Source organism: uncultured Metabacillus sp. (genome assembly GCF_947503125.1).
In the GTDB taxonomy this organism is placed as follows: domain Bacteria; phylum Bacillota; class Bacilli; order Bacillales; family Bacillaceae; genus Metabacillus.
Map to the genome: position 1 here is coordinate 13849 of NZ_CANNCR010000013.1, position 14923 is coordinate 28771.

Here is a 14923-nt window from a genome sequence, read left to right on the forward strand (position 1 = left end):
AACGAAAAGGAGTTGGATATCGTGAAAATTTGTGATACACCATTAACCATGCTAACAAAGGAAAATTGGAAACTAGCTGATCAGCAGTTGATCGCAAAAATGCTTCAAGAATTTATTTATGAAGAAATTATTAGCCCCCAGCTAATAACTGAACAAAATGGAGTTGGGCAATATGAATGGAAAGATAGCAGTGGAAGGGTTTATCGATTTCAAGCAAAAAAACGGCTATTTGACAGTGTTTCTGTAATCTCAGATTCGATTGTAGTGATCCCATTTGAAGAGCATATCCCCTTATCACTTTCGCTTTTAATCAGTATCCAAGGCGAGGGGAAAATATCGGGATCAACGGCAGGCCATTTAGTCCGAGAGTATTTGCACACATTGGTTGCAGACACACATATACAGGAACGTTCAAAGCTATCTGAAGAGCTGGTTGAGCTTGATTATGCAGAGCTTGAAGGAGAAATGACAGGTCATCCGTGGATTACCTATAATAAAGGCCGGATTGGGTTTGGCTACAATGATTATACACAATTTGCTCCAGAGCAAAAGAAGCCGGTGCAATTATCCTGGATTGCCGTACATAAAAATTTGGCAACCTTTCATTCTGTGGAAGAACTGAATTATCACAAGGTGATTCAGCAGGAACTGGCAGAGGATGCTCGCATTCAGTTCAACAATCGTATAAAAGCGCTGAATCTTCAGCCTGAGGATTATTATTTTATGCCAATTCATCTATGGCAATGGAATCATTCAATTGTCACAATGTTTGCCGCAGAGATAGCGAAAAACGAGATGATTCCGTTAGGAGAAGCCGATGATCTTTACTTGCCGCAGCAATCGATCAGAACCTTTGTGAATGTCAAAAACAAAGAAAAGTTTCATGTGAAATTGCCGATGAGCATTTTAAACACACTTGTCTATCGCGGATTACCAGGCGAGCGAACGGTTATTGCACCTGAAGTAACAGCATTTATGAAAAACATTCTCGACAATGACCCGTTTTTAAAGGATGAATGCCGCTTGGGGTTATTAGGTGAAGTAGCAACGATGAATGTTGATCAACCGGTATTCAAGAATGTTAAAGGCGCACCATATCAATATCTTGAATTACTTGGCGTTGTCTGGAGGGAGAGTATTTATAATCAATTAACGAGCCAAGAGCGAGCTATCACCCTTGCAGCATTAGTTCATGTCGATCATGAGGGAACGCCATTTGTCTCAAAGCTTATTGAAAAATCCGGATTGACGGTCGAAGAATGGGTGGGAAAATTAGTAAAAGCGATTCTGCCGCCATTGCTTCACTACATGTACCAATATGGAACCGTCTTTTCACCTCATGGTCAAAACACGGTGCTTGTTCTGAAAGATTATATACCTGAACGTACCATTATGAAGGATTTTGTTGATGATGTTAATATTAGTGATCAACCGCTGCAAGAGCTTTCCGTTCTTTCAAAGGACCTGAAAAGCGTGTTACGCAGTGAGCCGCCAGAAGGGTTGACACAATTTATTTTTACGGGCTTATTTATATGCCACTTCCGTTATTTAAGCAGTCTGCTTGAAGAAAAAGAAGCATTTAGCGAACACCGCTTTTGGGAGATTGTCCGCGATGAAATCATTTCGTATCAGCAAAGATTCCCACACTTAAAGGAACGCTTTGAGCTGTTTGACTTGCTGCGTCCGACATTTACGAAATTAACACTTAATCGAAACCGAATGTTTGATTACGGGTATAGTGACGGAGAAGATCGCCCACATGCAAGCGAGTATGGAGTAGTTTCAAATGCACTTTATTCGATCACGGCCGAGAAAACACTATCGGAATGAAAAACAATTATTTGAGGAAGGCTGTTTCAAGGGACTGACCCTTTGGATATAGCCTTTTCCTTTTACAAAAAATTTTTAGACCTCAACTTATATGTTAACTTAAAGTAAAATATCGTTGACATATATTTATTTTTGCTAATAAAATAAACTAGAAACTTGTTTTGCGAAAAATGGATTGGAGGTCTAAAATGAAAGTACAGGAAATGACATACATAGCGTTATTCACAGCCGTAATGGGTGCGTTAGGACTTGTTCCGCCAATTATGCTCACGTTTACACCAGTTCCAATTACCCTTCAGACATTAGGAGTCTTACTTTCTGGAGGAGTGCTTGGTGCTAGATTAGGAGCTTTTAGTCAAATCTTATTTTTATTGCTCGTTGCTGCAGGAATGCCGCTTCTTTCAGGAGGACGCGGTGGAATTGGTGTTTTCTTTGGACCTAGTGCCGGATACTTGCTTGCCTATCCTTTAACAGCGTTTATCATTGGCTATTTGCTCACTAAATTTAAGGCAAAGTCATTACAATCGATTTTATTTATTAATCTTACAGTAGGGATTTTATTGATTTATTTTATAGGCATACCTGTACAAGCATTTATAATGGAAATATCACTTTTCCAAGCAATAAAACTAAGCCTTGTCTATATTCCTGGCGATGTTTTGAAGGCAATCATTGCTTCCTATTTGGTCTACCAATTACGGAAATCCCCGATCATTTCAAGGAAACTAGCTAAATCTAGTGAGACACTTTAATGTCTCACTTTTTTCATATTTAGAAAGGAGAAGAAAGATGTCAATCACTGCTACTTATGAAATGCATGCAAGACATTTTCCGGACAAGATAGCGATTCAAACAGCGGATGAAAGCCTCAGTTACCGGAATTGGTATCAGCTTATTTGTCAAACAGCTAATTGGCTTGCATCACTGCAGAGAGCAAATAACATTGTAGGGGTTTATATGCAAAATGGCTTGCCTTTTTTACAGCTATTTTCAGCTGCATCAGAGGCCGGATTAGTGATTGTCCCGTTCGATATAAAATGGACAACAGCAGAAATCAAGAAACGTATTATACTCTCTCAGCCATCCATCATTATTACAATGAAAGATCAATTCGAAAAGCTAAAGGAACTAGATCTAAATGTCATGGTATGGGAGGAATGTTTAGTTGAGATAAATAGAATGCCGCTTCATCGTGAAACAGAAATAAAGAGAGAAATGCCCTTTTATATGGGGTTTACCTCAGGATCAACAGGTGAGCCGAAAGCATTTATTCGTTCTCATGGATCATGGGTACAAAGCTTTGCTTGCACTCAGTTTGATTTTCACATCAATAAGAATGATCATGTACTAATACCAGGCTCACTGATCCACTCTCATTTTTTATTTGGTGCAATTAGTACCTTATATTTTGGCGGCTCTGTCTATTTACTTAGTAAGTTTTCACCTGTACAATCGCTAGAATTTATCGAAACAAAGCCGATTACTGTTATATATGTTGTTCCTACCATGCTGGAAGCTTTTCTAAAGGAAGGATGTCAGTCGAATAAGGAACTAAAAATCATCTCTTCTGGTGCAAAGTGGGAGGAGATCACAAAACAGAGGATTATGGAAATGTTCCCAAATTCGTATATGTATGAATTTTATGGTGCGAGTGAGCTAAGCTTTGTGACGGTCTTACCAGATGATGACAGTAAGCGAAAACCAGGTTCAGTCGGAAAGCCTTGTCATAACGTAGAAATTCAAATACGTACATCAACTGGGGTGGTTGCAGAAAAAAATGAAATTGGAAAAATCTATGTAAGAAGTAAAATGCTTTTTAGTGGTTATCTTCAGGCCGGTATGTCAGGCATTCAACCTATTCAGACTGAAGATGGCTGGATGACCGTTGATGATATGGGATATGTTGATGCCGAGGGCTTTTTATATATAATTGGACGAGAAAAAAACATGATTTTATACGGAGGAATAAATATATACGCTGAGGAGGTTGAGACTGTACTGGCTTCACACCCTGATGTAGATGCTGCAGCTGTAGTCGGAACTTCTGATCCCTATTGGGGACAGGTTGTTTCAGCCGTGATCCAAGGAAGTGCCACAAAAGCGGAATTAAGAAAGCTATGTAAAATGAAATTAGCAGCCTATAAGATTCCACGTAAATGGTATTTCCTTAATGAAATTCCGCTTACGACAAGTGGTAAAATTGCACGTCCTAAAATAATCGAGATGTTGGAGAGGAAGGTGCAAGATGATTAACAAAGCGGTCATCGTAGAAGCGAAACGAACTCCGATTGGCAGGAAGGATGGGATGCTTAAGCAGTTTGGAGCAGATGAATTACTTTCCCCCCTTCTTAAACATGCAGCAAGAATGTCTCAAAATAAACTTGATGATGTGATCATTGGAAATGTGGTTGGACCAGGGGGCAATGTAGCGCGTTTAGCTGCATTAGAAGCAGAGCTCCCAATAAGCATACCTGGTTTGACGCTTGATCGGCAATGCAGTGCTGGATTAGATGCAATCCGACTAGCCTGCTGTCTTATTCAAGCGGGAGCAGGTAATGGATATATTGCGGGTGGTGTAGAAAGTACGAGTACATCTCCATTTCAATCAAGAGCACGATTTTCTCCTGATAAAATAGGTGATCCCGACATGGGAGCTGCCGCAGAAAATGTAGCCAGCAAATATGGTATTACTAGGAAACTCCAGGATGAATATACGCTATTAAGCTATGAACGAAGTATACATGCGTTTAAACATTCACTGTTTTCGCAAGAAATCCTTGCTGTAAACGAATATAATCAGGATGAGGAATTTTTGAAAGAGCGTAACATTGAGAAACTAGTAAGGCGTGCGAGACCTGTTTTTAATAAAGAGAATGGAACGGTTACAGCTGCTAACAGCTGTGGTATTAATGATGGTGCTTGTGTAGCATTAGTTATGGAAGAAGGGCTAGCAATAGAAATGGGTCTGCAGCCTGTACTGCGCTATCTTGATAGTGTAGTATGTGGAGTTCACCCAGATTATCCTGGAATTGGCCCTGTCCCAGCCATTCAACAATTACTCAATCGAAATAACCTAACAATTGCAGAAATTGATTTAGTTGAATTAAATGAGCCTTTTGCTGCAAAGGTTGTCGCCTGTTCAAAGGCATTATCCATTCCGTATAGCAAGCTGAATGTCCACGGCGGTGCTTTAGCGATTGGACATCCATATGGTGCATCAGGTGCAATGCTGATTACCCGGTTGTTTTATGAGGTGCAAAGAAGAAAAAATTGTAACTATGTTTTAGCCGCGATTGGAAGCGGCGGGGGGATTGGTTTGGCTGTCTTGTTTGAAGTGATATGTGAGAAAAAGCAAAGGCTGTCTTAGGATAGCCCCTTATTGGGTCGATATGTCCGTAATAAAAGGTAAGAAGCGATAAATGTCGGCAAAGTGCGAGTAAAAAGATTACAACTCTGTATACACGACCTTCCCGCATCGATAGAATGTAGGCACATTTATTCAAATCTATTTTACATAATCATTATAAAAGATAAGTTGACACTTACATCTTATCAATCTACTCTTTTAGTAAGGAGTACATATAAGAAGAAGGATGTGGATCATCGTGCAAAAGCTTTATAAAAGTGGTAAAGCTTTATTGAAAGAGGTTTTTGAAACAAAGCTAATGGATCATACTATTGCATTTTGGAGCCTGGGACAGGCAGGTGTGTTAATAAAAGAGGATAAGCAAGATGGGTGGATTTGTATTGACCCATACTTAACAGCAATTATTGAAGAAGCAGATCAACAATCAGAATTTAAAAGAGCATTTCCCCCAGTAATAGAGCCAGCATTGTTAAAAAATATTGATGGTGTTCTTGTTACACATGATCATGGTGACCATCTTGATTTAGCAACATTAAAGGAACTTGATCAGGTGACAGAACAGACGTGTTTAATTGTCCCGGCACCTTGTGAGGCTTCTGTATATAAGGAAGTGGAACAAATGAAACTTCACTTAGCTAAAGCGGATGAGCCCTTTACAATTAAAGGTTTTTCCATTACGCCGGTACCGGCAGCACATACAGAATATGATGTAGACGAAAATAATGATCACGCTTTCTTAGGTTATTTCATTGAGGTAAACGGCGTCAAACTATATCATAGCGGTGACACAGTCGTCACTCCATTGCTTGTCGAAAAGGTGAAAGCATTTAATCCAGATGTTGCGTTCCTGCCTATTAATGGCGGCGATTATTTCCGGACATCTAGAGGAATTATCGGCAATATGAGTTTCCGTGAGGCAGCTGACTTTTCTGCAGCTGTTGGAGCAGACCTTGTCATCCCGATTCATTTTGATATGTTTCCAAATAACAGAGATAATCCTGCTTATTTTGTTGACTATCTCTTTCATCATTATCCAGCACAGAAATTCCATATGATGGTTCCAGGTGAAAGATTTATTTATCATAAATAACGGATGAAAGAATAGTTTGGATAATCTTGATAACTCAACGAAATAAGGTTGGAGATCAAAGCCTTTCCTAGTAAAATGGGAGAGGTTTTTTGTGGTTGTGAAATGATTCATATGATATTTGTGTACAATAATAAAAAATGCATAATTTTTAATATGCAGATTGTACGTACATGTGTATAATAGTTAAACATACTAGCATTTTAGTCCTTCTTTACAATTTTTCATTAGAGGTGATGACATGTGAAAAAGCTTTTCATTGTCTATGTCATTTTATTTTCGATCTTTTCCATTTATCTATATAACTATTACTTAAAGGAATCCTATTTATATCCTTTTGGAAAAAATGAAGAGCAATTACAAGGAGATATTGGCGAAAAATATGTAATGGTCACGTTTTTAGCAGGGATTGATTATTGGAAAAGTGCCATTAAAGGATTTGAGGATGCGGCCAATGAGTTGAATGTATCAGTTGAATACCGTGGAGCAACCCAGTATGATTCCCATGAACAAATTACTGTTTTGGAGCAAGTCATTGCCAAAAAACCGGCGGGAATTGCGATATCAGCCATAAATCCTTATGAATTAAACACAACGATTAATAAAGCGATTGAAGCAGGAATTCCTGTTGTTTTATTTGATTCTGATGCTCCTTCAAGCAAGGCACTATCCTTTTTAGGAACAAATAATTATGTTGCGGGCGAGACTGGAGCTCATAAAATGGCTGATTTATTGAATCGTAAAGGAAAAGTAGCGGTAATCACACTTCCGGATCAGTTGAATCATCAGGAAAGAACAGATGGTTTTGTTGAGACGATAGAGGAAGCCTATCCTGGAATGGAGGTCGTGGAAATAAAAGATGGAAAAGGTGACCAGCTGCGTTCAGAACAAGCAGCATTAGACATTATTAAGGAACATCCAGATATTCAAGGGATTTTTACAACAGAAGCAAATGGCGGTGTGGGCATTGCCCAAGCTACACAATCATTAAATAAGGAGCAACAAATTAAAATTATTAGTTTTGATACTGATAAACGAACACTTGATAAAATAAAGGAAGGAGCTATTTCGGCCACACTGGCTCAAGGCACCTGGAATATGGGACATTGGTCCATGCAGTTCCTTTTCCAGCATAATCATGGGACTTCTTCATTATCACCCACAAAGCAAGGAGAGCATTCTGCGATTTTACCTGAATATGTCGATACAGGAATTTCGGTTGTTACAAAAGAGAATATTGAAGAGTATTATGCAGACTAAAAACTTCAAGAGGACGAGAGTTGAAGTATGATGAAGAAACCAGTCTTTAAATTAAATAATTTTCCTATACGCTATAAAATTATTACGCTCTTGCTATTAATTAGTATCCTGCCTTCCATGGGTCTCGGTTTATTAACTGGTTATACAGTTGAGCGAATCATCGACAACCAGGCAACACAGCATACACTGCAGTTAATCGGACAAGTGAATAAAACATTGGAGTCCTATGCAAGCAACATGCAGAATATTAGTTATTTGCTTTCAATGGACCTAGAAATAAATACATTTCTTTCTCAGAAACAACCAACTACCAATCAAACAGAGGATGAGGTATACTCAATTCGACAATTCATGCAAGGGCTTTCAACGTTATATCCCGAAGTTGCTGGGATTTTAGTCGTTAATAGCCACGGAAATTATGTAAGTAATGAGCTTTACTCAAGATCTAATGAGAATTTGACTGAAGAATCTTGGTATAAGGAAGCTGTTCAAAATGAGGGAATTTTTAAAATTATTGGCCATCCTGCTAATCGCTCCATTACCAGTCATGTTAATTATAAAAATAGTGAAGTCGTTACGGTTGTCCGTGCCATCATTGAACCTGAAACACAAGAGGTGAAAGGTGTTGTATTAATTGATTTAAAATTGCGAGTCATTGCTGAGGCGACAAAGAATGTAAGGTTGGGAAAATATGGATATTTAATGGTTATTGATGAAAATGGCGAAGAAATTTATTCGCCGGCAAATCCATTAGTGAAGGAAATTCCTAAGCGGTTACTTAACAGCGATGATTCCGGTTATTTTTCTGAGGAAGTGGAAGGGAACACGTTGCAGTTTATTTATCAAAAACAGCCGTTTACGAATTGGACGACAGTGGGCATTTTTTCCACTGATGAATCCATTATTGAAGTAAAAACGATTCATTTATATGTTATATCGTTTGTCTTTTTTGTTTGTATATTTGGGATCACGGCTTCTTACTATCTTTCTAACTCAATGTCCAAGCCAATTGTTCAGCTGATGTCATTTATGAGAAAGGTAGAATCAGGAAATCTCTCGATCCGTTATAAGGGTGATCGAAAAGACGAAATTGGGATGCTTGGCAGAAGCTTTAACCATATGATTGTAAAAGTAAATGATTTGATTTCACTTACTGAACAGCAAGAACGTCAAAAAAGAGAAGCTGAGCTTAGGAGTCTTCAAGCACATATCAAGCCGCATTTTCTTTATAATACATTGGACACAATCAGTTGGATGGCACGAAAACGCGGTGCGGATGATGTTTCAGAGGTTGTTGCCTCATTATCAAGATTGTTTCGGATTGGCCTGAGTAAAGGTAATGACATTATCCTATTGACGGAAGAAATTACCCATATCCAAAGCTATTTAAGCATTCAAAAAGCGAGATATCGCGATAAACTCAACTATTCAATCAAGCTTGAACCCGAAATCCATGATGTCACAATTCTAAAGCTTGTTCTCCAGCCGATTGTGGAAAATGCCATCTATCACGGTATAAAAGAAAGAAAAGGACCTGGACATATTCATATCCATGCAAAAGAAGAACAAGACCAATTAGTTTTAAAGGTAACGGATGACGGCAAAGGTATCCCATCAGATAAACTTGAAGCATTAAGAGAAAAAATGGACAGCCTCTATACGGTAAAAGAGGAAAAGGGAAAACGAGTAGATTTTGGTTATGGAATGATGAATGTCCAAGCGAGAATAAAGTTAACATACGGAGACCAATATGGCCTAACAATTGACAGCATACTAGGTGAAGGAACCGTTGTCATGATTCATCTGCCAATTCAAAGAATGAGTGTAAAAAGTTAAAAGGGGGGAACGCGATGAACAAAACCGTTTGGAAAGTATTAATTGCTGATGATGAGCCAGTCATTCGTGAAGGGATCCGGGACTCTGTGGATTGGTCATCACTTCAAATGGAAGTAAAAGCTGAAGCCGAAGACGGAGAGGAAGCGTTAGAACTGGCATTGGAGCACTCTGTTGATATTCTTTTAGCAGATTTAAATATGCCGATTATGAATGGAATTACCTTAATAAAGGAACTACGTGAAAAGCTGCCACATTGTAAAATAGTGATTATTACTGGACATGACGAATTCTCTTATGCACAAGAAGCTGTAAGATTAAATGTCACAGACTACATTTTAAAGCCGGCTGATCCTGATCAATTAAAACAAGTATTAGATGGTGTACGAAAAGAGCTTGAAAAGACAGTAAAGCAGGATGAATATTTAAAAATGGCTTCCAACCAAATAACAAAAAATCTTTCTATATTAAGGGAAGGATTTTGTCGAGAATGGGTGGAAGGACGTTTGAAAGAAACAGAGATTGTAAAGCAATTAGAATTTCTGGAGCTGCCTTTAAAAGTTCCAACGTTATTTGCCATCATGCAAAGCCCAGAATACTACGCGAATAAGCCGTTATTAAACGATAAAGACAAGCAAATGTTATTCTTTTCAATTGAAAATATTGTCGTTGAAATACTTGAACCTTATATTCCTGTCGTATTTCGGGACGAAACTGGACGGATCAACTTAATTGTATGGGAAGAAGTTTCTGACACTTTGGTTAAAAGAGTGGAAGAAACAATTAAAGATTGTCTAAAAATGATTGTTCATTTGTACGTAGAAACAATTGATGGCAGCTTAGAATCGATTCCTGAGGTGTATAGACTTTGCAAAGATGCTGTTGATCAAGAATCAGTTATCTCTCCTGTTGTACGACGAGCAAGGCAATTTATCGAAGCGCATTACACAGAGCCTTCCATTACATTGGAAACTGTCGCACAAACATTACAAGTATCACCTGTTTATTTAAGTCGAGTAATAAAACAGGAGCTTGGTATGTCTTTTGTAAGTCTGGTAACTAATTTGAGAATTAAAAAAGCGATCCAGCTATTAAATTCTACAGATCTGCCAATTGTGGAGATCTCAGAGCAAGTTGGCTATGATACTCAGCACTATTTTAGTACTGCTTTTAAAAAGGTGATGGGCGTATCCCCGATTAAATATCGAAAAGGACTTGTGGAAAATATATAAAAAAGGGGTCTCCCTCAACATAACTTTGTGTTCGAGGGGCTGTCCCTTTGGTTTTGAGAGGCCTTTTCTGTCCAAAAAGATTTTGTCTTTTGTTGATCCGCTACAGAAACTTCAACAGTTGTAATTCATTAAATCATTTTTTATTGATCCCTATATTTTATGGTAATTAATCCTAATTTTAACCCAGTAAAACCATTACTAATGGTATTGATACCGAACTTTTTACTTTATTAAAAAGTTTTTATCTATTAGGTAGAAAAACTGGAATGATAGTTATTAATTGACCACAATTTGAATAAAAATTATAATAATGATAACTTCATTTTCGATTCCTTTTAAAGGGGAGTAGCTCTACAGGAAAGTCGTCAATACGGGTTTTACTTACCTCGGCTTTGTTGGCAACAATCGTTGTTTGCGAGACCTTTACCACTTTTTTTGGTGAGGTCTTTTTTATATTCTTCTAGTAAGCTGACTATCTATTAAAAATTATGGTACGATTTATTCTCCTGAAAGGAGTAGTATAAATGACTAGTTATGATTATGCAAAAAGTATTGTGTTTGAGATGAATAAAGGAAAAATTCATATAAAACAGCACCATCAGGATCTAAAACTAATTGGAACAGGCAGAAGTGCCTGTGTTTTCAAAATAAAAGATTCTGAAAAGGTGATAAAAGTTTTTCCGCCACAGTTTACTCATATTGCGAAGGAAGAAATAGAGATTTATCAGAAGATCCCGCATATTCCCTATTTTCCTGCTGTTTATGAAACGGGAGAAAATTTTATCACGATGGATTTTATAAAAGGAAATACCTTATTTTCTTGTTTAACGAAAGGAATCGTTATTAAAGAGCGTCATATTAAGGAAGTGGATTATATATTGGATTTAGTTAGACAAGCGGGGCTGAATCCATCGGATATCCACCTGCGGAATATCATTATCACTCCTGACGATCATATTAAAATGATTGATGTGGCAAGATTTAAACAAATAAAGAATTGCACCCAGTGGCGAGACTTGAAAAGTGCCTATTACCGCTTTTATCGCCATCCTCTTTTTCCGAAGAAATTGCCAGAAGGTGTACTTAATGGGATTGCAGCATTGTATAAGAGACATTTAATCTCTATGAATGTTTCTGCAAAGAAGAAAGTTCCAAATGAATATTAGTAGAATAGTTGAAAAGGTCTGTCCCTCTCCAACCCATGATGTTAAGAGTTCAAAGCTCTCTACATTGTGATTGAGGGGCAGACCTTTTTTTCGTTTTGATTTATGTAACAGGCAGAAAAACAAATATTGAACGAGGCACTTCCGCATTTTAAAAATATAAAAGGATAAATTTTGAACGTAGTTTCAGTGTCTAGCTCAAGCGCCTAGCGACTAATGAACTTCCCCCTCCTCGCATGCGTAAGTCAACATCGAATCGCTTACGCTCTTCCTTTATCTCATACGGAGTGCTCTTTTTTCTACGTCGCTGAGCAAGGCGCTTCCGCTTTTCTTTGTAAGCGGTTTAAATTAAGTTAAATTTTTATAAAAATAGTTGTTTTATTAAAAAGACGGTTATTTTTTATAATGTTATATTTTTAGTACTAATTCCTTAATTGAATTGGCCATGTGAGAAATAAGAAAGGGGGACAACTAGATGAAAAGGAAATCGTTTACACTTTTTCTTTTAATCGTACTGGTAGTTGCTTTGACCGGATGTGGCGTCAAAGAAACAAGTGGAGAGTCTAAAGGGTTTATCGGAATATCAATGCCAACAAAATCATCAGAAAGATGGGTGAATGATGGCCAAAATATGAAAAAGCTTTTTGAGGAGCTGGGATATAAAACAGATTTACAATATGCAGAAGATATCATTGAAAACCAAACAGCACAAATTGAAAATATGATAACAAAAGGTGTTGATGTGTTAGTTATCGCACCAATTGATGACCGTTCAGGCTTAACCAGTGTCCTAGAGAGAGCACATAAACGAGGGATAAAGGTTATCTCATATGACCGTTTAATCCAGCATAGTAAATATGTCGATTACTATGCAACCTTTGATAACTTCAAGGTAGGGGTTTTACAAGGAACATATATTGAAGAAAAGTTAGGGCTGAAGGAAAAGGAAGGTCCGTTTAATATTGAGATATTTGCAGGATCACCAGATGATAATAATGCTTACTTCTTTTTCGATGGGGCGATGTCAATCCTTGAGCCATATATTGAATCTGGAAAGCTAGTTGTTCGAAGCAACCAAACAAAGTTTAACCAAGGTGCCACACTTAGATGGGATGGAGCCCTGGCACAATCAAGAATGGATAATCTCTTAAGCGCTTATTATTCCTCAGAGAGAGTGGATGCTGTTCTTTCTCCATATGATGGGATAAGTATTGGAATCATTTCCTCATTAAGAGGTGTAGGTTATGGAAGTGAAGATAAACCGATGCCTGTCATCACAGGCCAGGATGCTGAGCTTGCTTCGATCAAATCGATTATTAATAAACGACAAACACAAACTGTATTTAAGGATACACGCGAGCTGGCTAAAAAGGCTGTTGAAATGGCGGATGCCTTATTAAATGGAGAAAAAGCTGAAGTTAATGATACGAAGACGTACAATAACGGCAAGAAAATCGTACCAGCCTTTTTATTGAATCCAGTTTCTGTTGATATAACAAACTATGAATCTGTCTTGGTTGACAGCGGTTACTATACGAAGGAACAGCTTGGACAATAATGATGGAATTTCTAAAATTCTAGTAAAAACGACGAATGTAGGTGTGTGAAAAATGTCAAACATCATACTAGAAATGCGAAAGATAACGAAGGAATTTCCAGGTGTAAAAGCTCTTGAAAACGTTAACTTAAAGGTGAAAGAAGGAGAAATCCATGCCTTATGCGGTGAAAATGGGGCAGGAAAATCTACGCTAATGAAGGTGCTTAGCGGGGTATACCCATTTGGCTCCTATTCTGGAGACATTTTGTTTAATGGACAAGTTTGCAGCTTTAAGGATATTAAGCAAAGTGAAGAACTAGGGATTGTCATCATTCACCAGGAGCTTGCGCTTATACCGGAATTATCAATTGCTGAAAATATCTTTCTGGGCAACGAAATAGCAAACAATGGTGTTATCAATTGGAATCTAACCAAAATCAAGACGAAAGAGCTGCTTCAAAAGGTAGGTCTTAATGAATCACCTAATACAAAGGTTGATGATATTGGTGTTGGAAAGCAGCAATTAGTCGAAATTGCTAAAGCGCTATCAAAAAAAGTTAAGCTTTTAATTTTAGATGAACCGACCGCTTCCTTAAATGAAGACGATAGTGAAAACTTATTAAATTTATTATTAGAATTTAAAAAACAAGGAATGTCTGCAATTATCATCTCTCATAAATTAAATGAGATAGAAAAAGTTGCCGATTCCATTACGATTTTACGAGATGGCCAAACAATCGAAACGCTTGATATGAAAAAAGACAATGTAACAGAAGATCGCATTATTAAAGGGATGGTCGGAAGGGATCTGACAAACCGATATCCAGATCGAACACCTAATATTGGCAAGACCTTCTTTGAGATAAAAAATTGGAATGTGTATCACCCATTGCATGCAGATCGCAAAGTAATTGATGATGTGAATCTTCATATCCGCAAAGGCGAAATTGTGGGGATTGCCGGTCTGATGGGTGCTGGCCGCACGGAGCTGGCGATGAGTATTTTTGGAAAATCCTATGGCAAAAAAATAAGCGGACAAATCATTAAAGATGGACAAGAGGTTCAATTTACAGATGTCAAAACAGCAATTGACCATGGTATGGCCTATGTATCTGAGGACAGAAAAGGAAACGGTCTCATTTTAATGGATGACATTAAACAAAATATTACGCTGGCAAGCCTTGAAAAAATATCAAAGCAAGCGATATTGGATAAAAACAAAGAAATAATCGTAGCGGAAGAATACCGGAAAAAATTAAGAATTAAAACACCTAGCATCTTTCAAAAAGCAGGCAATTTAAGCGGCGGAAATCAACAAAAAATTGTTTTAAGCAAATGGATTTTCTCAGAGCCTGATATTTTAATTCTTGATGAGCCGACCCGCGGGATAGATGTTGGGGCAAAATATGAAATTTACTCGATTATTAATGACCTAGCGATGGATGGTAAAGGCATCCTTATTATTTCTTCAGAGCTTCCAGAGCTGCTTGGAATGTGTGACCGTATTTATGTTATGAATGAAGGCAGCATCACTGGTGAGGTAACAAGGGAAGAAGCGAATCAAGAAAAACTAATGACGTACATGACCAAAAGTAAGGTAAGGAGGTAGTTCAT

Annotated in this window: 11 protein-coding genes; all 11 read left to right on the forward strand. The window is 37.7% G+C overall.

Annotation, left to right across the window (positions count from 1 at the left end):
• Window positions 1-21: 21 nt before the first annotated feature.
• The 11 genes from Q1B07_RS11195 to mmsA all read left to right on the forward strand — a co-directional run bounded on the left by Q1B07_RS11195 (window position 22) and on the right by mmsA (window position 14918).
• Window positions 22-1830, forward strand: coding sequence for an IucA/IucC family siderophore biosynthesis protein (locus tag Q1B07_RS11195; protein ID WP_299089423.1), 1809 nt, complete (start codon window positions 22-24; stop codon window positions 1828-1830).
• 188 nt (window positions 1831-2018) lie between these two features.
• Window positions 2019-2582: a biotin transporter BioY gene (locus Q1B07_RS11200; protein WP_299089422.1), complete on the forward strand. Its 564-nt coding sequence runs from the start codon at window positions 2019-2021 to the stop codon at window positions 2580-2582.
• 37 nt (window positions 2583-2619) lie between these two features.
• Window positions 2620-4083 (forward strand): AMP-binding protein, encoded by a 1464-nt coding sequence (locus tag Q1B07_RS11205; protein WP_299089421.1) that lies wholly within the window; start codon window positions 2620-2622, stop codon window positions 4081-4083.
• The gene (locus Q1B07_RS11210) at window positions 4079-5197 is read left to right on the forward strand and encodes an acetyl-CoA C-acyltransferase (RefSeq protein ID WP_299089440.1); all 1119 of its coding nucleotides are present in this window, start codon (window positions 4079-4081) and stop codon (window positions 5195-5197) included. Before Q1B07_RS11205 ends, Q1B07_RS11210 begins: the two co-directional genes overlap by 5 nt.
• Window positions 5198-5435: 238 nt before the next feature.
• Window positions 5436-6287: an MBL fold metallo-hydrolase gene (locus Q1B07_RS11215; RefSeq protein WP_299089420.1), complete on the forward strand. Its 852-nt coding sequence runs from the start codon at window positions 5436-5438 to the stop codon at window positions 6285-6287.
• A gap of 240 nt (window positions 6288-6527) precedes the next feature.
• Window positions 6528-7544, forward strand: coding sequence for a substrate-binding domain-containing protein (locus Q1B07_RS11220; RefSeq protein ID WP_299089419.1), 1017 nt, complete (start codon window positions 6528-6530; stop codon window positions 7542-7544).
• A gap of 27 nt (window positions 7545-7571) precedes the next feature.
• Window positions 7572-9380: a sensor histidine kinase gene (locus Q1B07_RS11225; RefSeq protein ID WP_366945183.1), complete on the forward strand. Its 1809-nt coding sequence runs from the start codon at window positions 7572-7574 to the stop codon at window positions 9378-9380.
• Window positions 9381-9394: 14 nt separating this feature from the next.
• Window positions 9395-10609, forward strand: a complete 1215-nt coding sequence (locus tag Q1B07_RS11230) for a response regulator (protein WP_299089418.1) — start codon at window positions 9395-9397, stop codon at window positions 10607-10609.
• 524 nt (window positions 10610-11133) lie between these two features.
• The gene (locus Q1B07_RS11235; RefSeq protein WP_299089416.1) at window positions 11134-11775 is read left to right on the forward strand and encodes a protein kinase family protein; all 642 of its coding nucleotides are present in this window, start codon (window positions 11134-11136) and stop codon (window positions 11773-11775) included.
• A 472-nt stretch (window positions 11776-12247) separates the two neighbouring features.
• Window positions 12248-13330, forward strand: coding sequence for a multiple monosaccharide ABC transporter substrate-binding protein (gene chvE, locus Q1B07_RS11240; protein ID WP_299089415.1), 1083 nt, complete (start codon window positions 12248-12250; stop codon window positions 13328-13330).
• Window positions 13331-13382: 52 nt separating this feature from the next.
• Window positions 13383-14918, forward strand: coding sequence for a multiple monosaccharide ABC transporter ATP-binding protein (gene mmsA / locus Q1B07_RS11245; protein ID WP_299089414.1), 1536 nt, complete (start codon window positions 13383-13385; stop codon window positions 14916-14918).
• Window positions 14919-14923: the final 5 nt, after the last annotated feature.

Bases quoted from the DNA above. Each gene is read 5' to 3' on its own strand.
- Q1B07_RS11200 (WP_299089422.1), top strand. From the start codon at position 2,019: ATGAAAGTACAGGAAATGACATACATAGCGTTATTCACAGCCGTAATG.
- Q1B07_RS11205 (WP_299089421.1), top strand. From the start codon at position 2,620: ATGTCAATCACTGCTACTTATGAAATGCATGCAAGACATTTTCCGGAC.
- Q1B07_RS11225 (WP_366945183.1), top strand. From the start codon at position 7,572: ATGATGAAGAAACCAGTCTTTAAATTAAATAATTTTCCTATACGCTAT.
- Q1B07_RS11230 (WP_299089418.1), top strand. From the start codon at position 9,395: ATGAACAAAACCGTTTGGAAAGTATTAATTGCTGATGATGAGCCAGTC.
- Q1B07_RS11235 (WP_299089416.1), top strand. From the start codon at position 11,134: ATGACTAGTTATGATTATGCAAAAAGTATTGTGTTTGAGATGAATAAA.
- chvE (WP_299089415.1), top strand. From the start codon at position 12,248: ATGAAAAGGAAATCGTTTACACTTTTTCTTTTAATCGTACTGGTAGTT.
- mmsA (WP_299089414.1), top strand. From the start codon at position 13,383: ATGTCAAACATCATACTAGAAATGCGAAAGATAACGAAGGAATTTCCA.